20 protein-coding genes are annotated in these 19,163 nt (G+C 60.1%); 5 read left to right on the top strand and 15 right to left on the bottom strand.

Annotation, left to right across the window (positions count from 1 at the left end):
• Together EK22_RS18270 and EK22_RS18265 are read left to right on the top strand one after the other, a co-directional pair.
• A partial coding sequence (locus EK22_RS18270; protein ID WP_036253274.1) for a transposase occupies positions 1-263 on the top strand: 263 nt, incomplete at its 5' end.
• A 695-nt stretch (positions 264-958) separates the two neighbouring features.
• Positions 959-1,936 (top strand): DUF2156 domain-containing protein, encoded by a 978-nt coding sequence (locus EK22_RS18265; protein WP_036253272.1) that lies wholly within the window; start codon positions 959-961, stop codon positions 1,934-1,936.
• Here EK22_RS18265 and EK22_RS18260 read toward each other — a convergent pair.
• The 4 genes from EK22_RS18260 to sodC form a co-directional block, all read right to left on the bottom strand.
• Complete coding sequence (locus EK22_RS18260; RefSeq protein ID WP_036253270.1) at positions 1,893-2,858, bottom strand: dienelactone hydrolase family protein; 966 nt, start codon at positions 2,856-2,858, stop codon at positions 1,893-1,895. The genes EK22_RS18265 and EK22_RS18260 overlap by 44 nt on opposite strands.
• A gap of 236 nt (positions 2,859-3,094) precedes the next feature.
• On the bottom strand, positions 3,095-3,913 hold the full coding sequence (locus EK22_RS18255; protein ID WP_036253267.1) for a class I SAM-dependent methyltransferase: 819 nt from the start codon (positions 3,911-3,913) through the stop codon (positions 3,095-3,097).
• Between the two features lie 120 nt (positions 3,914-4,033).
• Entirely contained in the window at positions 4,034-5,203 is a 1,170-nt protein-coding gene (locus tag EK22_RS18250; protein ID WP_161786465.1) for an acyl-CoA dehydrogenase family protein, read from the bottom strand.
• 478 nt (positions 5,204-5,681) lie between these two features.
• Positions 5,682-6,206, bottom strand: coding sequence for a superoxide dismutase family protein (gene sodC, locus EK22_RS18245; protein ID WP_020158865.1), 525 nt, complete (start codon positions 6,204-6,206; stop codon positions 5,682-5,684).
• 207 nt (positions 6,207-6,413) lie between these two features.
• Here sodC and EK22_RS18240 point away from each other — a divergent pair, with 207 nt between their 5' ends.
• Positions 6,414-7,115 carry a class I SAM-dependent methyltransferase gene (locus EK22_RS18240; RefSeq protein WP_036253260.1) on the top strand — a complete coding sequence of 234 codons (702 nt, stop codon included), beginning with the start codon at positions 6,414-6,416 and terminating at the stop codon, positions 7,113-7,115.
• Positions 7,116-7,142: 27 nt separating this feature from the next.
• Here the strand turns inward: EK22_RS18240 and EK22_RS18235 are convergent, their stop codons facing one another.
• From EK22_RS18235 to EK22_RS18205, 7 genes are all read right to left on the bottom strand, one after another.
• Positions 7,143-7,505 (bottom strand): hypothetical protein, encoded by a 363-nt coding sequence (locus EK22_RS18235; RefSeq protein ID WP_027147189.1) that lies wholly within the window; start codon positions 7,503-7,505, stop codon positions 7,143-7,145.
• Positions 7,506-7,510: 5 nt separating this feature from the next.
• On the bottom strand, positions 7,511-8,743 hold the full coding sequence (locus EK22_RS18230; protein WP_036253258.1) for a beta-ketoacyl-ACP synthase: 1,233 nt from the start codon (positions 8,741-8,743) through the stop codon (positions 7,511-7,513).
• Positions 8,743-9,468, bottom strand: a complete 726-nt coding sequence (gene fabG, locus EK22_RS18225; RefSeq protein WP_036253256.1) for a 3-oxoacyl-ACP reductase FabG — start codon at positions 9,466-9,468, stop codon at positions 8,743-8,745. Before fabG ends, EK22_RS18230 begins: the two co-directional genes overlap by 1 nt.
• On the bottom strand, positions 9,465-9,896 hold the full coding sequence (locus EK22_RS18220) for a hotdog family protein (RefSeq protein WP_036253255.1): 432 nt from the start codon (positions 9,894-9,896) through the stop codon (positions 9,465-9,467). The genes fabG and EK22_RS18220 overlap by 4 nt, the downstream gene beginning before the upstream one ends.
• A gap of 199 nt (positions 9,897-10,095) precedes the next feature.
• Positions 10,096-11,274 (bottom strand): beta-ketoacyl-[acyl-carrier-protein] synthase family protein, encoded by a 1,179-nt coding sequence (locus tag EK22_RS18215; protein ID WP_036253253.1) that lies wholly within the window; start codon positions 11,272-11,274, stop codon positions 10,096-10,098.
• Positions 11,255-11,848, bottom strand: coding sequence for a DUF3261 domain-containing protein (locus EK22_RS18210; RefSeq protein ID WP_036253251.1), 594 nt, complete (start codon positions 11,846-11,848; stop codon positions 11,255-11,257). The genes EK22_RS18215 and EK22_RS18210 overlap by 20 nt, the downstream gene beginning before the upstream one ends.
• The gene (locus EK22_RS18205; protein ID WP_235209444.1) at positions 11,845-13,134 is read right to left on the bottom strand and encodes an NAD(P)/FAD-dependent oxidoreductase; all 1,290 of its coding nucleotides are present in this window, start codon (positions 13,132-13,134) and stop codon (positions 11,845-11,847) included. The genes EK22_RS18210 and EK22_RS18205 overlap by 4 nt, the downstream gene beginning before the upstream one ends.
• A 68-nt stretch (positions 13,135-13,202) precedes the next feature.
• Here EK22_RS18205 and rlmA point away from each other — a divergent pair, with 68 nt between their 5' ends.
• Together rlmA and EK22_RS18195 are read left to right on the top strand one after the other, a co-directional pair.
• Complete coding sequence (rlmA, locus tag EK22_RS18200; protein ID WP_235209443.1) at positions 13,203-14,063, top strand: 23S rRNA (guanine(745)-N(1))-methyltransferase; 861 nt, start codon at positions 13,203-13,205, stop codon at positions 14,061-14,063.
• A gap of 87 nt (positions 14,064-14,150) precedes the next feature.
• On the top strand, positions 14,151-14,948 hold the full coding sequence (locus tag EK22_RS18195; protein ID WP_036253247.1) for a sulfite exporter TauE/SafE family protein: 798 nt from the start codon (positions 14,151-14,153) through the stop codon (positions 14,946-14,948).
• A gap of 337 nt (positions 14,949-15,285) precedes the next feature.
• Here the strand turns inward: EK22_RS18195 and EK22_RS18190 are convergent, their stop codons facing one another.
• From EK22_RS18190 to EK22_RS18175, 4 genes are read right to left on the bottom strand one after another with little or no spacing between them, the layout of a single operon-like run.
• Positions 15,286-15,690 carry a cupin domain-containing protein gene (locus tag EK22_RS18190; RefSeq protein ID WP_369798229.1) on the bottom strand — a complete coding sequence of 135 codons (405 nt, stop codon included), beginning with the start codon at positions 15,688-15,690 and terminating at the stop codon, positions 15,286-15,288.
• A 13-nt stretch (positions 15,691-15,703) separates the two neighbouring features.
• Entirely contained in the window at positions 15,704-18,034 is a 2,331-nt protein-coding gene (locus tag EK22_RS18185) for an MMPL family transporter (RefSeq protein ID WP_036253245.1), read from the bottom strand.
• Positions 18,000-18,584 carry a LolA family protein gene (locus tag EK22_RS18180; protein WP_036253242.1) on the bottom strand — a complete coding sequence of 195 codons (585 nt, stop codon included), beginning with the start codon at positions 18,582-18,584 and terminating at the stop codon, positions 18,000-18,002. Before EK22_RS18180 ends, EK22_RS18185 begins: the two co-directional genes overlap by 35 nt.
• On the bottom strand, positions 18,581-19,003 hold the full coding sequence (locus EK22_RS18175) for an acyl-CoA thioesterase (RefSeq protein WP_036253240.1): 423 nt from the start codon (positions 19,001-19,003) through the stop codon (positions 18,581-18,583). The genes EK22_RS18180 and EK22_RS18175 overlap by 4 nt, the downstream gene beginning before the upstream one ends.
• Positions 19,004-19,163: the final 160 nt, after the last annotated feature.

The following is a 19,163-nucleotide window of genomic DNA, read 5'->3' as shown; positions in this document are numbered from 1 at the left end:
AAGAGGCGCGGCGAATTTTGGATAAACTGGAAATCCATTACACGCCCAAGCACGGCAGTTGGCTTAATATGGCGGAAATCGAGTTGAGCATCTTATCAAGACAATGTTTGGATCGGCGCATTCCGAATCAAGAGGTCTTGAAAAACGAAGTCGCTGCCTGGCAAGACAAACGAAATTCGATTTCAAAACCCATGGAATGGCAATTTACCAATCAAGATGCTCGGGTAAAATTGAAAAAACTTTATCCGACAATACAACAATGACTAAGTACTAGATGTGTGATGCAAGAATGCCAAAGGGAAGGCAATCGAAGGTTTCACGTAGCAAACCGCCATTTTAAGCAGCCAAGTAACATTGCGAAACATTGCGGTTTTAGAGCTCCGTTTGTTGGTGGATTGTTAAGGAACGGGCATAAAATAACTTCCTCAAGTATGCGGATGAATTTCTGGTGTAGGTGCGGATTTATTTATGCCCTATAGGTACTTGTGCCCTTCAGGGTATCCGCACAGTGCGAATAAATTCGCACCTACAATTCCCTGATTTATGCCATGCCCATTACTTAGGATACGGTGAACGAGGTGAACCGCGTCATTCGCGATTGATGCGTCAACTATCCTGACACAGGGGTACCCGAAACAGGGCGGACACACAGGTCCGCCCTTACAATGCATCCGTACGATACAGGCGCCCCTTTTGACCTGTATGAGCCATTGTTACGCGCGAACCGCCAAGACATTGTCCTGCGGGCCCGCGATGAAACTCTCAAGCTAAAAACAGGTCATGACATCATTGCCTGGAGAGTCGGATGTACAGAATCGGTTTTGCCGCCGTCAGAATCAGGATGAGTGTGAAACTTTTCAGCCGAGGAACCACAAAACCACGGACGATTGCGCATGCCTCATTGCGCCTTACCCCGATGCCATGCCCGCCATGCCACTCCACTATTTAATCTCACCCTATGACGAAACCGCCTTCAACCACCGTGGATCTGGTCCGGCAATACGGCGGCCCTGTGTCGCACGCCGCCCTGGATCCTTCACGCAGCCTCTTTCGCACGCCTGCCGTCGACGGGCTGATCAACTATTTGCCCGTGTGGCGGTGCGCTGTCGTACAGGGCGATCCGGTCTGCGCGCCGGAGCACAAAATCCGCCTGGCAGACGCCTTTGCCGATTATTGCGCCGGCAAGGGCTGGTCGATCGTGTACGTCGCGGCAACGGCCGATTTGCAACCCTATGCCCGTGAACGCGGATATGCCTCGATGGAGTTTGCCAGCCTGCTGATAACCGATCCCCGGAACGATCCCGAGGCGGGCCCGCGGGCCCGCCATCTGCGCCAGCACCTCAACCATGCGCGGCGGACGGGCCTGGCTGTGCGCGAGTATCAGGGAGAACCTGATGCGCAACTGGAAGCACGGGTGCGGACGATGTGCGAGGCATGGCGGAATGACCGTTATGGGCCGCAGATGCATCTTGGCCGACCCCGGCTATTCGATGACAGAGAGGGCAGGCGCTGGTTCATTGCCGAGCGGGAAGGCAAGGCGGCTGGCTTTCTCTCCATGCAACAGATCGGTTATGCCGAGTGCCGACACCTGATCAATCTGGTGTTTTCCGCGCCTGACGCCCCGCTCTATACCAACGAACTTATGATCGTCACAGCCCTGCGGGCGTTGCGCGAAGAAGGCATCGCTTCGGTCTGCCTGGGAATTGGGCCGCTGGAGGCGCTGGGGCGCGTCGAGGGTTGCCCGCCCCACACCGAATGGCTGTCGCGCAAGTTTTACCGCTTGTTTGCCATCAAGCTCATGCACCAGCACGGCAAGACTTTGTTTTGGGAAAAATTCCGGATAACGCGAAGAGAACCTTTATACCTGCTGTTCCAATCGCCCCGTATCGGATTCAGGGCACTTTATGCCCTGTCCCGGTCCCTTCATTTTCCGTGAACGGATCAGCCTGCGCCACGCGAATAGTGTCCTGGCCGGGCTTCAACATCGGCGGGACAGGCCAGCCCTGAAGATGCTGGAGGAAAAACCCGACCGTCGCGCGCCTTGCCGTGACGCGTACCTGGCGCGAATCCGCCGTACCGCTACGGCAAATGCCGTAGCCGAAGCGGTCTGGCTCATCCAGCATCTGCACATGGTCGGCATCCCGCAGGGTCAGTTCGACGGTTCCGGCCGGCGCCCGCTCGAAAAAACGCAGATAATTCGTCGCCCGCGGCGCGCAAACGCTCAATGCGCGCCAGGCCAGTTCCGCGCCGATCAGCAGTAACGGGGCCTTCAAGCGGGCCAGCGGGCCGTGCACCACCGAGACGTTGCCGTTGTCGTCGGGATCGATGGCCACTACGCCGGCAAAACCGCCGTATCGCGCGGCAGCAAGCACGGCATCCTTGCCGCCCATGGAATGGCCGGCGATGCCGATTTTGCCCGGATCAACCCCCTGGGTCCGGACCAGCCAATCGGCGATTACCTTCGCATCATGAGCCAGTTCGAGATCGCTTCTGAAAAGCGAATACCAACTGCGCACGGCCACGACAAAGCCACGGGAGGCGAGCGCGCGGGCATAACTTTCATACTGGTCGTCGGTCGCCATGCGGCCGGGCAGGAAGACAACAGCAGGCGCCGGCGTCTGCACACGGTAGGATTTGTACAACACGACCTCCAGACTTTCGCCCCGATGCAGCACTTCGACCTGTGTAGAGCCGACCTGTTGCCGGCCGGGGCCCGCCAAATCGCCTTCCGGCATGCCTGCCGCATCGGTCGCAAGCGTATCGAGTGGGAGTTGCGTCCAGAAGTCATTGCAGCTGATGGTCAACAAAAGCAGGCTGGCGGCGAACAGCAAGTGGAAAAATAAGCGATATTGGCGCATTGTGAGTGAGTCTTTACAAATAGCTGACCGGGAACATGCTGCGCGGATTGGACTGGTGCTGTCAACCCCGCATTTCAAACCATGTTGAGCGGGCTAAAGCGCCCGCTTTTGGCGGAAACGGCCGCAGGGTATGGCGCGAAACCTGCCGGCGCCGCGCCATCGTGAATTTTTGAAAAGGTATGCGGTGCATACCCTACGGCTTCGTGTGCTTCGGAGTTAATCAATAAATCCGCTGATCAAACCCGCGCCAAATCCGCATTATGCTCGACGACGTACATGAACCGCACCAGCGTCTCGCGCTCGGCGTGATCCTTGAACCAGCCGTTCTCGGCCATGCGCGCCTCGCACAGGAAAGCGTTGCCTTCGGCGGCAAACTCGGGCTGGAGCGTCCGTGAGAATTCGTAATTTTTCAGCCAGTGATTGCGGATGTTCGCCGTGAAATCATGCTGTACATAACGGAACGACAGCGACTGCAACGCTTCATCCATGCGCGTATGGCCGGGCAGCAGGATAGTATCGGGATCATCCTCTTCCCTGGCCTGAAACGCCGCGATGATCATGCGCCCGCCGGGTTTCAGCCTGGCGTTGAGCTTAGCCAGCGTCTTGCCGTAATCGCCCATGAAGTAAATCGAATCGATGGCCAGGATGACGTCGTAATCGCCGCCGGGCAACTCGTCCTGGATCAGATCCACGCAGCGGAAATTCAGCGTCGCGGCTTTATCCCGGGTTCTGGCCTGCGCCTGGGCGATGGCGGCGTCCGCATAATCGAGGCCCAGAATGCGGCAGCCCGACTTGTCGTGCAGGTGCTCGGTGATGTGGCCGTTCGAGCAGCCGACTTCCAGCACGTTCTCGCCGGACTTGAGCAGCGAGGCCAGAAAATCCATCTCCTCGACATCCATCATGCCGTGCTGGCACAGATCCCTGCCATACACGGCCTCGCAGAAGCGCGCATGCGCCGGGCTTTCCGCCGCGCGCCGGAAATATTCGTTATACCAGGCCTTGGAGAACATCTCCGCCTGCCCCATGTCGGCCGTGTGGTTCATCAATTCGTTCATACTCTGTTCCATACTTGCCTTGTACCTCTATCAGTTTTAAAAAATTACTCTTTTCTAATATTTAAAATAAACGTCGTCCCGTATCCGGCCAAGCTCAGAATGCGGGCCTTGTCCCAAGCTTTAGAATTGGAAAAACGGCCATTCGGGATCGAGCCCGAGCAGGATCTGCCCGACCGACTCCAGCTTGCTCGCGTTCGTAAAACCGTGCTGGGTGATGACGTGAACGTCGCGGAAATGCCGCTCAAAGGCATATTCCTCGCGGATGCCCGAAGCGCCGGCGATCTCATGGACCAGGCTTACGGCCTGAGCGCATTCGAGCGTGGCATGGGTCATGGCCAACTGCAGTTTGCCTTTGAGTTTAACAGTGATGGGCCGGCCGGCGACGGCTTCCTGCCAGGCTTCCTCAAAGGCCTCGAAGAAATACGCGCGGCTGGCGCCCAGCTTGGCTTCGGCCTGAGCGAGCCGCGTTTGCACGACGCCGTAATCCTTGAGCGTCTTCGTGCCGAAGGCCGGCGTCTTGTTGATGATGAGCGCTACTGCTTCATCGATGGCCGCGCGCGCGATGCCGAGCGCCGGCGCCACCAGGGCCGCGATCGCCGGCCAGACCGTCAGCCGGTAAAGCGGTCCTTCATAAGCGCTGCCGGGCTTCTCCAACGGTCCCCACGGCGCGGCCCAATGCTCGGGGATGAACGCGTCCCGCATCTCGACATCATGGCTGCCGCTGCCGCGCATGCCCATGGTGTTCCAGTTGTCGACGATCTCTGCCTCGGAAGCGGGCACCGCGATCAGCCGCATCTCGGGCACGCCGTTGGCGTCCACGCGCAGCCTGTCGCCGTCATGGATCTGGGCGAAGCCGATAAAGGCCGTGGCGTGATGCGCGCCGCTCACGAATGACGTGCGCCCCGAGATCCGATAACCGCCCGCGACCGGAACGGCCTTGCGCGCGGGATTGAAGGCGCCGACCGGAACCGCGTCGGCATGGAAAATCTCCTGTGCGGCCCGGTCGCCGAACCAGGGCGCGAACATGTCGTGGGCGACGGCGATCTGCAGGTTCCAGCCCGCGGCGCTGTCGATGCGCGAGACTTCCTCGATAATGCGGAGGCCTGAGATCGGATCGAGCTCGAAGCCGCCGAGCACCTTCGGCCGCCACAACCGGTAAAGCCCCACCTGGTGCATCGCCCTGGCTACGGGCGTGGCCAGTTTTCGCTCTCGTTCGGCTTCCGGGGCGTGCTGCCGGATAATCGGCTCGATTTCTCGGACGGCTCTAAGAAGGGTATCGGATGTGGACATGAAAGTCTCCTGTAACATCATTATCGAATTCAGGCGCCTGAATATGCCGCCTGTCGAAGCCGGATTATAATATAAAAACCATAATCAATTTATGGAATTCTTATATGCTTCGCATAACAATGCACTGACAGACCCAGTCGGAATATCAGGATTTGGCCGTCAATCATGTCCCTGTTTAAGCATAGGATGTATCGACGACAGGAGGCGCACTTGTGCCCTTTAGGGTATCGTTCACCAGCGATGCGCTTCACGTTCGCTCAGCACATCCTATGCAAAATGCCAATTTCAGGAAGTCATTTTCAGCCAAATCATGAGTGACCCGCTGAGGGCACACACAAGCGGTTTTTATCCCGCTCGCCGCTATTGCGGATATTCGGAGGACAGGCATGTCTGCCTTGCCGGCGCGAATGAATTCGCGAACCCGATCCGGATAGATATCCCTCGCCCAGCCGCCCCGGTTGCTGACTATAAGCGGCAGTCAGTTCTTGATGACGCCGCAAGCTATTCTCGCGCCGCCACCGCCGAGCGGCTCGGGAATATCGGAATAATTGTCGCTGCCGGCATGAATGATCAGCGCGCGGTTTTTAACGTCTTTCAGCTTGAGACGAGGCGCCAATACGGGATACGTTGACTTACCGTCAGGGTCGACGACCAGAACCGGAAGATCGCCGAGATGACCGTCTCCCCAAGGGGTGTCATGGCGCTTGCTGCCTTCGGGATCGTAATGTCCGCCGGCGGCAAGCCCGGCCACGGGTTTGCCGTCTTTATCCTCCGGCAGGCAGCTTGGATGCTCGTGCACGTGGAAGCCATGGGCTCCGGCCGGCAGATTTTCCAGCGTCGGTGTAAATACCAAGCCATAAGGGCTATCGGCAATACTGACGGCACCGATGCGTTTGCCAATGCCGCGCTCGCTGATCAAGTCCATGGGTACGACAAGTTCCACGGCGGATACCGAACCCGCCACGAGGCAGCTCAACAGAAAATACCTGGATGAATGGCGCATGTTGTACTCCTGATGATGGTTAGGATTACAGGTTTGAAGCGGGCGGCTATTATTTAGTTTCACATAATTTACACGCCGGCCTTTTATTTCGGACCATGCTGAGGCCCGGCCGCCCGTTTCACGGCAACGCCTGCATCCTGAATGACTGTTGCGGCCCCGTGCCTTACAATGCCCGCTCCAAAACAATCTTCAGGACGGATTCAAACAATGACATCTCCGGCAACACACTGGGTAAAAGAAAGCCCATTCGGGATCTGGTTTCTTAATACGGACATGTGGCAGCAACGCGTGCTGAAACGCGCGCTCGATGAGCTGGACAGCTTATTGCCAGCCGACCGGCCCGGCTATGCCGCCATACTGGATATCGGCTGCGGACGCGGCCATGCGTTCAGGATGCTCGACCAGCGCTTCCATCCGGCCCGTATCTGCGCCATTGAGATCGATGAGGCGCTGATCGGCGATGCCGTCCGACAGGCTGAACACTGCAGCAGTCCGGTTACCGTCACGATCGGCAATGCCGAAGCCCTGCCTTATCCCGACCAGTCATTCGACATGGTCTTCTGCCATCAAAGTTTTCACCATATCGTGCAACATGAGAATGCTATCGCCGAGTTCTACCGCGTGCTCAAACCCGGCGGCACGTTGTTGTTCGCCGAATCGTGCCGGAAGTTCATTCATTCCTTTTTGATACGCCTGCTGTTTAGGCATCCGATGCACGTGCAGAAAACGTCCGATGAATACATCGCGCTGATCCGGCAGGCCGGCTTCAAGGTCGACCGGAACGCGATATCGACGCCGTATCTGTGGTGGAGCCGACCCGATGTCGGCGCGCTGGAGTGGTTCGGCTTCGGCGTGCCCGAAAACCGCGAGGAAACCTTGTTGAATCTGGTGGCGGTAAAGGGGCTTTAGCGCCGGCTAAAGCCCCTGATCCGGCGCTTATTCCTGCGTGTCGTTGATCAGATCGTAAGTGATATTCGGATTGAAGCCCATGGGCCAGTAGATGGCGGCCGCCGGCGGCCAGAAGATGGAGACGGTGCGGAACTTGGTTCTCAGCTTGCCTTCCTTGATGGTCTTGCCGTCCTGTTCCAGGCGGTAAGGAATACCGCCGCCGGGCGGCATGCCCGCCGCGGTCCAGAAGAACGGCTTGGTCGTGGCTTCGCCGTTGGCATTGATTTTCAAAGGCTCCGGCCGTTTGTAAACATACAGCTCGGATCCTTCCGGCACCTTGAAATGCCCCGTTGTCGTACAGCCCGTCATGGCCGCCGCCAACGCCAAAACCCCACACACTTTTCTTATCATTGTTATTACTCCCTCTTTGTTACACGTTTAAAAATCAGAGACGTATTTATACCACCAAAAGCGAAATTGTTGCTCATGACGTAATCGCACTCCAGGCGTCGGATAGCGCCCGTTATGTAATCCAGCTCCGCGCATTGGGGATCGATATTGTCCAGATTGGCCGTCGGATGAAACCAGCCCTCGTTCATCATCTGGATGGCCGCCCAGGCTTCCAGCGCGCCGCAGGCGCCCAGCGTATGGCCGGTAAAGCTTTTCATCGAACTGATCGGCGTTTTGCTCCCGAACACGGCCGCCGTGGCGTGGCTCTCGGCGATGTCGCCGTGGTCGGTCGCCGTGCCGTGCGCGCTGATGTAGCCGATGTCGGCAGGGTTCAGCCCGGCATCGCGCAGCGCCAGGCGCATGGCGACCTGCATGCTGTCGCTGTTGGGCTGCGTGACGTGCAGGCCGTCCGAATTGGTGCCGAAGCCGGCCAGTTCGGCATAAATGCGCGCGCCGCGCATGAGCGCATGCTCGTATTCCTCCAGAATCAGCGTGCCGGCGCCCTCGCCGATGACCAGGCCGTCGCGGTCGCGGTCGAAAGGCCTCGGGCTCTTGTCCGGCTCGTCGTTGCGGAGGCTGGTCGCGAACAGCGTGTCGAACACGGCCGCTTCCGAGGCCGACAACTCCTCGGCGCCGCCGGCCACCATCACGGTCTGGTAGCCGTGCCTGATCGCCTCGTAGGCATAGCCGATGCCCTGGCTGCCCGAGGTGCAGGCGCTGGAGGTCGTATAGACGCGGCCGTTGATGCCGAAGAACAGGCCGATATTGACCGGCGCCGTATGCGCCATCATGCGGATATAGGAGGTGGCATTGAGGCCGTCGACGGCATGGTTGATCAGCATGTTGCCGAATTCGGCCACCGCCTCGAGGCTGCCGGCCGAGCTGCCGTAGGCGATGCCGGTCTGGCCGCTGCTCAGGCACGGGTCGCCCAAAAGCCCGGCATCGGCCAGCGCCAGTTCGGTCGCGTAAACGGCCAGCAGGGCGATGCGGCCCATGCTGCGCGTCTGCTTCCTGGTATAATGCGCCGGCTTCGTGAATTCGACCGGCGCGCCGAGCCGCGTATTCAAGCCCCGGTATTTTTCCCAGTCGGCCATATGGCGGATGCCCGTGGCTTGAGCCTTCAGCCGTGCCGCCACCTGCGGCCAGTCATTGCCTATCGGCGAGAGGCCGGCCATGCCGGTCACGACGACCCGCCGCATCAGCACAGGCCTCCGTTCACGGCGATGACCTGGCGCGTGACGTAGCCGGCATCGTCCGACATCAGGAACGCCACGGCCGCGGCCACTTCGCGCGGATTGCCGACGCGCCGCGCCGGAATCATTTTTTTGATCTCGTCCAGCGGCAGCTCGCTGACCATCTCGGTATCGATCAGGCCCGGCGCCACGCAGTTGACGGTGATGTCGCGTTTGGCCAGTTCCAGCGCCAGCGCCTTCGTGGCGCCGATGATGCCGGCCTTGGCCGCGCTGTAGTTGACCTGGCCGCGGTTGCCGATCAGCCCCGACACCGACGACAGCGTCACGATGCGGCCCGGCTTGCGCCGTCTGACCATGGGCATGATCACGGGCTGCAGGACATTGTAGAAACCGTCCAGATTGGTATGCACGACGCTGTCCCACTGCTCGCCGGTCAGCGACGGAAAGGCGTTGTCGGCCGTGATGCCGGCATTGCAGACCACGCCGTAGTAAGCGCCGAAGGTCTCGATGTCGGCATTGATCCGCTCGGCGCACTGCGCCCGGTCGGCGATATCGAACTGCAGAATGCGGGCGGTCCGGCCCAGCCGCTCGATGTCGTTTGCTACGGCCTCGGCCTCGGCGCGCCGGCTGCGGCAATGCAGCACCAGATCGAAGCCGCGCTCGGCCAGATATAAGGCGATGGCTTTGCCGATGCCGCGGCTGGAGCCTGTGACTAGAATCGTTTTATTCATAGCTGTGTGTCATCAAGCGGTGGTTGGTAAACATTCAGATTGGCGGTCATCTCGATGCCTTCGCCCGCAATCCGGCACTCGAAAGCGCCCAGTTTTTCGTCCTGCATGATCTTGTCGACGCGCACGGTCAGCAATGTGCCGACCCTGAATTCGGCGACGTTGCCGCTGTAGCGCCGCGTGCCCAGCAGGAAGCCGAGCCGGATCGGCTCACCGGCGAGCCTGGCTTTCATGCCGGCATAGGCGCCGATGGTCTGCGCCATGTATTCGATGCCGACCCAGGCCGGCACGGTTTTGCCGTCGCCGAACAGGCCGGCGCGCACGACCAGCTCGGCCGACAGGCTGTCTTCGTCGAAGGCGGTCACGCGGTCCAGCAGGATCATCGGGCCCGTGTGCGGGATCAGTTCGGCAATAGCGGGGAATACATTCATGAGGCGTTTAAAGTTGTAGGGTACGCAGTGCGTACCTTCTCAGAGTCATGGTGAATCGGCAAATTTCGAAAAAGGTATGCGATGCATACCCTACAAAGCGCATTGTCCAGCGGTGTGGGGGCGACTTCGCCTGGAGCGCCTACTTTTGGCAGTCGCCCAGGGCGATTAAAATCGCCCCCACAAATGTTTTCATAGCCGATCATGCCCTGCCCACCACTATCGATAAGTTATTGCCGCCGAACGCGAACGAGTTGCTCTGGCAGGTCTCGATGCGCCGACCCAGGCGTTCGCCTTGCTTTACCAGATGCAGCGGCGCTAGTTCGGGATCGGGCTCGTCGTCGCTGACATTGGGGATCAGGGCGCCTTCGCTGCCGCCGGTCAGCAGCAGCCAGCAGAAGCCCAGTTCCAGCGAGGCGGCCGCGCCCAGCGTGTGGCCGGTCATGCCCTTGTTGGAACTGACCGCCAGCTCCGGACCGAACACGGCGTTGACGGCCGCGCTTTCCATGGCGTCGTTCAGCACCGTCGCGGTGCCGTGCAGGTTCAGGTAATCGATGTCATCGGGCGTTCTGCCGGCATCGGCCAGGGCCAGCCGCATGGCTTTGATCACGGCCGTGCCGGCCGGATCCGGCGCCGAAAAGTGGTAGGCGTCGCTGGTCGCGCCGATGCCCAGCAGGGCCACGGGGCCGGGCTGCCGGCTCAGCACGAACAGGCTGGCCGCCTCGCCGATGTTGATGCCGTCGCGATGCCGGCCGAACGGCTTGCAGTAGCCGGTGCTGATCGATTCCAGCGCGGCGAAGCCGTTGATGGTCAGGCCGCACAGGGTATCCGCGCCGCCGACGATGACCGCGTCGCAAAGGTTCAGATTGAGCAGGCGGCGCGCCGAGGCGAACGCTTTGCCGCTGGACGAGCAGGCCGTGGAGATCGTGTAGGCCGGCCCGGTCAGGTTCAGATAAGCCGCCAGAAAGTCGGCGCCGGTGCCCATCTGCTGCTGCTTGTAATGGAATCCCTCGGGCAGGGCGCCGGTTTGCGTCATCGTGGCCAGCGCCTGCTCGGTGCTTAAAACGCCCGACGTGCTGGTGCCGATGACGACGCCGATGCGGTCCGGACCGAATGATGCGATCATCGCCTCGACGGTCGGCCGGATCTGTTCCAGAGCCGCCAGCAGCAACTGATTGTTGCGGCAGCGGTAAACGCTGTATTCAGACGCGATCCCGGGCAATTCGCCGTCGATGCGGCCGACTATGTTCGCGCGCCCGGGGCTGAACTGATCGGTCATCACCAGTCCCGAGCGGTCGCCCGCGATGAGCCGCCTGCCGACCTCGGCCCTGGAACTGCCGAGCGCGCACAAGAGGCCTAAATCATTCAGGTAATACGTCATAACTGAGAGTCTTGATGTGCAAGCGATAACGGTATTGATGGTGGGTCAGCTCGACATCCCGGGGCCATGGGATGTCGGGCGACAAATAGCGGATTTCAACTTTCTTGTCATCTTGATGGTACAACATACGATGGCCCGGACCGGATTCCAGCCGCCAGCCGGCCGGCAGTATTTTTTTCAGTTCGGCGAGAGGCCAGTATACCAGCTGCAGATCGGCCATGATAAATTCCGGCGCCACGGCAGCGGGCAGCAGCGGGCTTTTGTCGGCCGTCAGGGTATGGCCGTCATAGCTTAAACTGAACAGGCTTAAGCCTTCATTAGTCAATCCGGCCATGGCGATATGGCGAGCGTCCAGTTCCAGCACGCAGAGCAAAGTTTCCTGCCGGTCCGTCCAGGTGGCCGTCAACTGCTGCACAATATGCCGCGCCGGTCCCGTCGGCGGCGCGAGCGGCAGAACGGCCGGCTGTCCGGCCATGTCTTGATGCTGTGTTACCGCGCACCCGGCCAGCAAGTTCAGCATCATGAACACGGCCGCAAAAACGGACGGCCTGCGGGCCAGGGTCAATCCGGTCATTCCCTGTCGCCGCGACAAAATGCCGCCAGCGTATCGAGCCTTGAACGGGCGTTTTTGACGTAAGGGTTGTTTTCGTCCCAGGCGTAGCCGGCCAGTATCGCGCAAATCATCGCCTTGACTTCGGGCCGCTGTTTGTCGTGGAAGATCACATCCTGAAACCGGCCGTCGTACCAGGCGTCGACGAATACGCGGAAGGTGTCGACGCCGCGCTGCAGGGGCCGCGCGTAATCGGCCTGCCAGTCGACCGCCTCGCCCTTGAACTGCCGGTCCAGCACGGCGGCGGCCAGACTGGCCGACTTCATGGCGATCGTGACGCCGGACGAGAATACCGGGTCCAGGAATTCGCCGGCGTTGCCCAGCAGGGCGTAGCCCTTGCCGTACAGGCTTCTGACATTGGCCGAATAGCCGGTGATGGTGTTCACGGGAGTGTCGAATTCGGCCTTGCTTAACAGTTCGGTCAGGCTCGGGTCCTGGCCCACGACCTGCCGCAGCGCGGTCTTGTTGTCGCCGGGCAGCGAATCGAAAAATGCCTGCCGGGCCACGACCCCCAGACTGCTGCGGCCGTTGCTGAACGGTATCAGCCAGTACCAGACATCCTCATGCTCGGGATGCACGGTAATGCGGATCTTGTTGCGGTCGAAGCGGGCGCCGTCCCCGATGCGGTCTTCGACATGCGTGAACAGCGCCTGCCGGACCGGAAAGCCCGAAGGCGACTCCAGATCCAGCAGCTTCGGCAGGATGCGTCCGAAGCCGCTGGCATCGAGCACGAAATCGGCTTCGCAGATCAGCGACTCGCCCGCCGCATCGCGCACGCTCAGCTTCGGCCTGTCCGCCGAGAAATCGGCCGCCAGCACTTCCTGCTGCCAGCGTATCTCGACGCCCATGCGTTCGGCTTCCTGCGCCAGCAGCCCGTCGAAGGTCCCGCGCTGCACCTGAAAGGTGGTGCCGATGCCGGCGGTGAACTTGTTCTCGAAGGAAAAATCGGTGTATTTGCGGCCGCGCACGAACGAGGCGCCGTCCTTGTACTGGAAGCCGGCATTGACGACGGCGTCCAGCATGCCGGCCTCCTTGATGAATTCCATGCATTGCGGCAGCAGGCTTTCGCCGATGCTGAAGCGCGGGAACAGGCTGCGCTCCAGAATCGTGACCCGGTAGCCCTTGTTCGCCAGCAGGGCGCCGGCGATGTTGCCTGAAGGACCGGCGCCGATGATGATGACGTGATGACAGCTATTGTTGTTTTTTATGCCGGGATCGTTTTGCTGACCCAAGGGCGCCGTTAACGACATGGTTGAATGACCGCAAGGTAATAAAGGCGCCAATAATAACATGAATAAGCGCTTCGGAATGAAGGGTATTGGCTATAGAATACGCCCTCCACAAGCCCGAACCGTTACCTTTCATGTCCTGTTATATCTGTCCAGTCTGCGGCGAACCGCTGGAAGCGTCCGCCACGCGCAAAAGCTATCAATGCCCGAAACGGCACAGCTTCGATCTGGCCCGCGAAGGCTACCTGAATCTTTTGCCGGTCCAGCACAAGCACTCGAGCGAGCCCGGCGATAGCAAGGCGATGATGCAGGCCAGGCGGGCATTCCTGGAAGCCGGCTTTTACCAGCCCCTGGCCCGGGCCGTCGCGGCCATGATCGCCGCCGGCAAGCCGGAACGCGTTTTGGATTTAGGCTGCGGCGAAGGCTATTACAGCCGGTTTATCGAAGCCCATTGCCTTGATGTTGCCGTGCACGGCCTCGACATCGCCAAAACCGCCGTCGCCATGGCGGCCAAAAAACAGCCCGGCGCCCGCTTTATCGTCGCCAGCTCGCAGCGCCTGCCTTATGCCGATCACTATTTCGATCTGTTATTGAGAGTTTTCGCGCCCTCGAATGATGAGGAACTGAAGCGGGTGCTGAAACCTGACGGCCTGTTGCTGACGGTGACGCCGGGGCCGCGCCACCTGTGGCAGCTGAAGGAATTCATCTACAGCGAGGTCAGGGCGCATGCCGCCGGCGGCGAGTTGCCGCCCGGCTTCGAGTGTCTGACGACGGAGCGGCTCCATTACAAGATCACGCCGGATGGCGAACAACGCATCGCGCTGCTGCAGATGACGCCTTTTGCCTGGCGGGCGCCGGACCCTGTCCGGCAGGCTATCAAGGAGGCGCCCGAACTCGAAATAGAAGCCGATTTTGTGCTGACCCTGGCGAAAAAAACGGCCATTGCCTGATTACCTGCATTAATCGCTTCTTAACCCGGCAATAATTATATAATGCCCGGCTACTGTTATTATCTTGAGAATTAAGGCTCTTTATTTATGGACATAGGGTATATCGCTTCAGGCTTGCTGGTTGGCACATTAGTCGGTTTAACCGGCGTCGGAGGCGGCTCGCTGATGACGCCGCTGCTGGTGTTCCTGTTTAATTTTGCTCCGCAGACGGCGATCGGCACGGATTTGTTGTTCGCGGCCATTACCAAGACCGGCGGCGTACTGGTGCACCATAACAAGCATCAGTCGGTCGAGTGGAAAATCGTCGGATTGCTGGCGCTGGGCAGCCTGCCTGCCGCCTTGACGGTGATTTATCTGCTGACCTATGTGGTCGAAAAGGATAACGGCGTTACGCAGCTGATGACCACGACGCTGGGCGTGGCACTGATTTTAACGGCGATCTCGCTGATTTTCCGCAGTGTCTTTACCCGTAAAAGCCAGGAACACGAAATAGCCCTGCAGCGCAAGACCCATCATGAGCGCTTCGGCCGCTGGCAGAGTCCGTTAACGGTCCTGACCGGCCTGATCCTGGGCGCGCTGGTCACGCTGACCTCGGTCGGCGCCGGCGCCTTGGGCACGGTGACCCTGCTGTTCCTGTACCCGCGCCTGGCGACCGTGCGCATTGTCGGCACCGATCTGGCGCACGCGATTCCGCTGACGGCCGTCGCCGGGCTCGGCCACATGCACATGGGCAATGTCGATCTGGTATTGCTCGGCAGCCTGCTGGTCGGCTCCCTGCCCGGCATTTACGTCGGCAGCTATTTCAGCGCCAAGATTCCGGAAAGGGTGCTAAGGCCGGTACTGGCGAGTCTTTTGATCCTGATCGGCATGAAGTTTGTTTTGTAGTGATATAGGGCAGTTTAAGTCGCCTTTGGACGGATCAGCCGTAGGATACGCACTCCGTACGAGGCTGTAAAAGTATTCAGCCTATAGGATGCGCTTAAATAAACCACGAAGAACACAGAGAACACGAAGAATAAAACGGATAAAACTTCGTGCTCTTCGTGTCCTTCGTGGTTAAATTCTTTAAATTGAATACTTTCACAGTCTCGTGCGCACCGCGTACCATTTTCAAAATTCTTGGCGAGTCAGACTTTCAAGAAGGTACGCAGTGCGTACCCTACAATTGGATGAGGGCTTACATTCGATCAGGGGCGACTATAAAGTCGCCCCCACCCTTCAATCAGTCGTAAGAATAGTGCTTCTTGAGCGCTTTCCTGACTTCCCAGGTGCAGGACAGGCCGGCCGGGAAAACCACCAGATCGCCGGCGCCGAAGTGCACCGGCTCGCCGCCGTCGTCGGGCGTGATCACGCACTCGCCTTCGAGAATGTAGGCCGTCTCCTGATCATCGAAATCAAACGGGAATACCGACACTTCTTTCGACCAGGTCGGCCAGCTCGAAACACCCAGTTCTTCCAGGCGGGACGCATCGGGGTTATGTTCAATAACAACTTTACTCATGTTTTTAATCCTTGGTTGCACAGCGCGTGCGCGGTTGGAAAAAGGATCAGCCAGCGTTTGGGCTTTCTGTCCGGAGGCGGCATGGTAAACGGTTTGGGCGCGGGCGGCCAGCGCTTTGTCTTGCATCGGCCGCTCGTTGTTATCGCGTGCGCTTGAGACCTACCAGCGGCGCCAGCAGCAAGGCCGTCAGAATGCCCGCCGCGACGGTGAAGCCGAAGGCATGGACGATGGCCGTGGAGCTGACCGCCAGCAGGCCGAAGGACAGTAAGGTCGTGATGGCCGACAGGGTGACGGCCAGAGCGGTGCTGGAGCGCTTATCCCCGGCCAGAAAGAAGAAGATGCCATAGTCCACGCCGATGCCCAGCACCAGCAGCAGCGCGAACAGATTGAACAGGCTGAACAGCTGGTCGAACCAGCCCAGCATGGCCAGAGAGACGGCCGTGGCCAGCACCGGCACGGCCATGATCGTCAGCGCGTTGCGCCAGCCGAACTTGCATCCCAGCCCTATCAGCACGATGCCGTAAGCGGCGACCAGCAGGATGCTGGCACTGGCCCGGTAGCGTTCGAACAGCGACGAAAGCTGGCTGGCCTGGTCCACCCAGCGCACGCCCGGCAAGCCGTCTAGCTGCGACAGGGCATCCAGATCCCTGATGCCGCTCAGCGATACCGTGCTCACGCAGCGGCCGGCATCGCAGCCCAGCCAATGCATTTTGCGCGCCTCGTCGGCGCCGTCCAACCATTCGGCCAGGCCGATGCTGTTATTTTCGGCGATTTTAAACCGCTGCTGTTCCTCGGCAATGGCCTGCTCGTCAAATCCCAGTTCCGCCATGTAGCGTTGCAGCAGGCCGGTCTCATGGAACGTCCGCTTCAGCAGGCGGTAATTGGCAAACTGCGTGTCCGGCGCGGGCCAGTAGCGGCTGAGCCCGTCGAACGATGCCAGCGTCCGCTGTTGTTTCAGGGCTTCGAGGCGCTGCAGCAGGGCCTGCTCGTTCCGGTGCCAGCCCTGAGGATCTGTTCCGGCCACCAGGAAAAACTGGCTGTCGGCTCTGACGGGCAGCAGTTGCCGGATTTTCTGATCGGCCGCCAGGCGTTCGGCGGAGGCCGACTGCAGCAGGCGCACGTCGTCGCGCGGCGTCAGCTGCCAGAGCCCGCCCGCGATCGCCACGATCGCAACCGGCGCGAGCCAGGCCCGGTTTCTCAGCAGCCAGGCCGGCCAGTGCTGTTGCCAGTAGCTGGTCAACCGCAGCATGGCCGGCTTGTGGGTGGGCTTGAAGCCTGTCAGCAGCAGCGGGAACAGCAGGACCACGGTGGCCCAGGCGCCGATCAGGCCGATGACCGAGAAAAACGCGATCTCGCGCAGGAGCGGAAACGGCGGCACGCCCAGACTGGCATAACTGATCAGGCTGGTCGCCAGATCCAGCGTGATGCCCAGTAGGATGAACTTCAGGCCTTTCGCGGGCGTCCAGTCCGCCGAGCTGAAGCTGTTGCAGAAGTAATGCAGCGCATAGTCGATGCCGACGCCGATCAGGCTGGCGCCGAACACCAGCGTCAGGATGTGGATCTTGCCGAACACCAGGATGCTGACGACCAGCGCCGCGAACGTGCTGGCCGCTATCCCCAGACAGGACAGCAGCAGCGGCCGGACGCCGCGGAAAGTCAGCAGCAACAGCAGGATGCCGAGCGTGGAACCGATGCTGACGATGGCGATCTCGCGCTGGGCGCTATGCGAGCCCTCGGCCGTGAACAGCGGCATGCCGGTCGCGAGCAGTTCGCCGCCGGCCGCCTCGATCGGGTCTTTGGCGTCGTTCACAAGTTCCCGCAGCACCTCCAGGTTGTCCAGAGGCAGCCTGTTGTCGGCCATATCGGCGATCAGCAGCGCCCAGAAGCGCTCGCCGTCCCGCATGACCGCCACGCCCTGCTCCAGCGTGAACCGGCCCGGACTCTGGGCGTTGAAATAGCGGCTGAACAACAGCAGCGGGTCGCGTTCGAGATTCGCCGCCTCCAGCTGTCCGACCGGGCTGTAAAGGATTTCCAGATTGCGGCCGATCAATGCCTCGGGCTGATCCTGCAAAATACGGCGCGTCTGCGCATCGAGCAGCTGGTAACGGTAGGCGAACAGTTGCCGGTAGCGTTCAGCAAACGCCTGCTGATCCACCTGCAGCCGGACAGCCTTGAACAGGCCGCTTCGCTCGAACCGCTCCTTAAGCAATCCGGCATGGGCGACGGCCTGCGGCGCCGAATCCGCGCCGGTCAGGCAGATGACCTTGCCGTTGATGAGCTCGTTGTGCCGGCGCACGGCCCGGGCGATTTCGGGCAGCTGCTCGGTGGCCGGCAACAGAGCCAGAAAGCCCGTTTCCAGCCAGTCCGCCGTCAGCGCGCGGCTGCCGGCAACGCCCAGCGCCAGCAAACCCAGCAGCCAAGCGAACGCGGCAACTCTAGGGTGATAAATGCGCAAAATCGGCTTCTTCACCCACGGCTAGCCGGTCGGGATGGCTGATGTTCTGAAAGCGCAGCGTGCTGCTGTTGCCGTTGGTTTCGAAGATTTCCAGCAGGCGCAGTTCATGGTCGCCGGATAGCTGCATGCGGCTGATGACTTTTTTCAGCATCTCGTCCCTGGGCACAAGACTGACCTGCCAGCTCGTTTTTCTGGCCGCTCCGGTAATCTCGAAGGCCGCGGCCAGTTGCGCCAGATCCGCGCCCAGCATGGCCTGGAACACCTTGCCGAACGCCGCCGGCACAGGCTGCTCGCCCTGCGCCGTCCACAGGCGCGTATCGCTGATCAGCAGCAGCGACGGCACGGGTGACAGGGTTTTCCAGGCGATGCCGCGGCTTTTGTCATAGATAAACGTGCCGTTCGAAACGAGCGGCTTGCGCAGCACTTTCAGCTGCTTGGTCTGCTCGAAAGCGCCGCGCGTGATCGCGGACCTGGTCAGGCGGGCCTGGATCTGGTCGAGCAGTTCATCGGCCATGCCGACGCTGGCCGTTAACAGAAATAGCACTAAGGCCTTCAAATAAATCACGAAACCTCCACGCCCAGCTTCTCAAGCAGAATGCCCGGCGATTCAAGACACAACTCGTCCCTAGTCAGATTGACGGCTACCTGGACACTGTAGCCCTTGGTCAGCCTGTCGCCGGTTTCCTTGTCGGCGATCAGATAATTAATTTTCAGCCGGTTCTCCCACTCGACGATCTCCGCGTGCACGGTGACGACCTGCTCGAAAGCGGCCGGCTTGATATAACGCATGCGCAGATCGATCACCGGCCAGGAATAGCCCGAATCGCGCATCTGCCGGTAGTTGTAACCGATCTTGTCCAGCAGGGCGCAGCGCGCGATCTCGAAATACCGGACGTAATGGCCGTGCCAGACGATTTCCATCATGTCGACGTCGTGGAAGGGGATTTTCAGGTCGATCGAGGTTTGGTGGCGGGGAATGGTCATGCCAGCCTGTCCAGTAACCCGGCCAAATCCGGCAATTCATAGTTGATCATTTAGTGTTCTTCATTTTCACTTGTTCTGTCAGAGCGGGCAATGTAACCGTCATCTGACGGCAACATCAATATTCCTCGCTCTGGTTTGATAATTCAGTCTCTAAAAATGA

This window comes from Methylobacter sp. BBA5.1, from assembly GCF_000746145.1.
In the GTDB taxonomy this organism is placed as follows: Bacteria; Pseudomonadota; Gammaproteobacteria; order Methylococcales; family Methylomonadaceae; genus Methylobacter; species Methylobacter marinus.
This window is presented reverse-complemented; position numbering and strand designations above follow the sequence as displayed.

Excerpts from the sequence above, each read along its gene's own strand:
- EK22_RS18175 (WP_036253240.1), bottom strand. The coding sequence starts at position 19,003 with ATGACCATTCCCCGCCACCAAACCTCGATCGACCTGAAAATCCCCTTC.
- EK22_RS18235 (WP_027147189.1), bottom strand. The coding sequence starts at position 7,505 with ATGATAAGAAAAGTGTGTGGGGTTTTGGCGTTGGCGGCGGCCATGACG.
- EK22_RS18255 (WP_036253267.1), bottom strand. The coding sequence starts at position 3,913 with ATGAACGAATTGATGAACCACACGGCCGACATGGGGCAGGCGGAGATG.
- fabG (WP_036253256.1), bottom strand. The coding sequence starts at position 9,468 with ATGAATAAAACGATTCTAGTCACAGGCTCCAGCCGCGGCATCGGCAAA.
- EK22_RS18190 (WP_369798229.1), bottom strand. The coding sequence starts at position 15,690 with ATGCAAGACAAAGCGCTGGCCGCCCGCGCCCAAACCGTTTACCATGCC.
- EK22_RS18220 (WP_036253255.1), bottom strand. The coding sequence starts at position 9,896 with ATGAATGTATTCCCCGCTATTGCCGAACTGATCCCGCACACGGGCCCG.
- EK22_RS18210 (WP_036253251.1), bottom strand. The coding sequence starts at position 11,848 with ATGACCGGATTGACCCTGGCCCGCAGGCCGTCCGTTTTTGCGGCCGTG.
- EK22_RS18250 (WP_161786465.1), bottom strand. The coding sequence starts at position 5,203 with ATGTCCACATCCGATACCCTTCTTAGAGCCGTCCGAGAAATCGAGCCG.
- EK22_RS18205 (WP_235209444.1), bottom strand. The coding sequence starts at position 13,134 with ATGTCGTTAACGGCGCCCTTGGGTCAGCAAAACGATCCCGGCATAAAA.
- sodC (WP_020158865.1), bottom strand. The coding sequence starts at position 6,206 with ATGCGCCATTCATCCAGGTATTTTCTGTTGAGCTGCCTCGTGGCGGGT.
- EK22_RS18230 (WP_036253258.1), bottom strand. The coding sequence starts at position 8,743 with ATGCGGCGGGTCGTCGTGACCGGCATGGCCGGCCTCTCGCCGATAGGC.
- EK22_RS18195 (WP_036253247.1), top strand. The coding sequence starts at position 14,151 with ATGGACATAGGGTATATCGCTTCAGGCTTGCTGGTTGGCACATTAGTC.
- EK22_RS18240 (WP_036253260.1), top strand. The coding sequence starts at position 6,414 with ATGACATCTCCGGCAACACACTGGGTAAAAGAAAGCCCATTCGGGATC.
- EK22_RS18265 (WP_036253272.1), top strand. The coding sequence starts at position 959 with ATGACGAAACCGCCTTCAACCACCGTGGATCTGGTCCGGCAATACGGC.
- EK22_RS18260 (WP_036253270.1), bottom strand. The coding sequence starts at position 2,858 with ATGCGCCAATATCGCTTATTTTTCCACTTGCTGTTCGCCGCCAGCCTG.
- EK22_RS18215 (WP_036253253.1), bottom strand. The coding sequence starts at position 11,274 with ATGACGTATTACCTGAATGATTTAGGCCTCTTGTGCGCGCTCGGCAGT.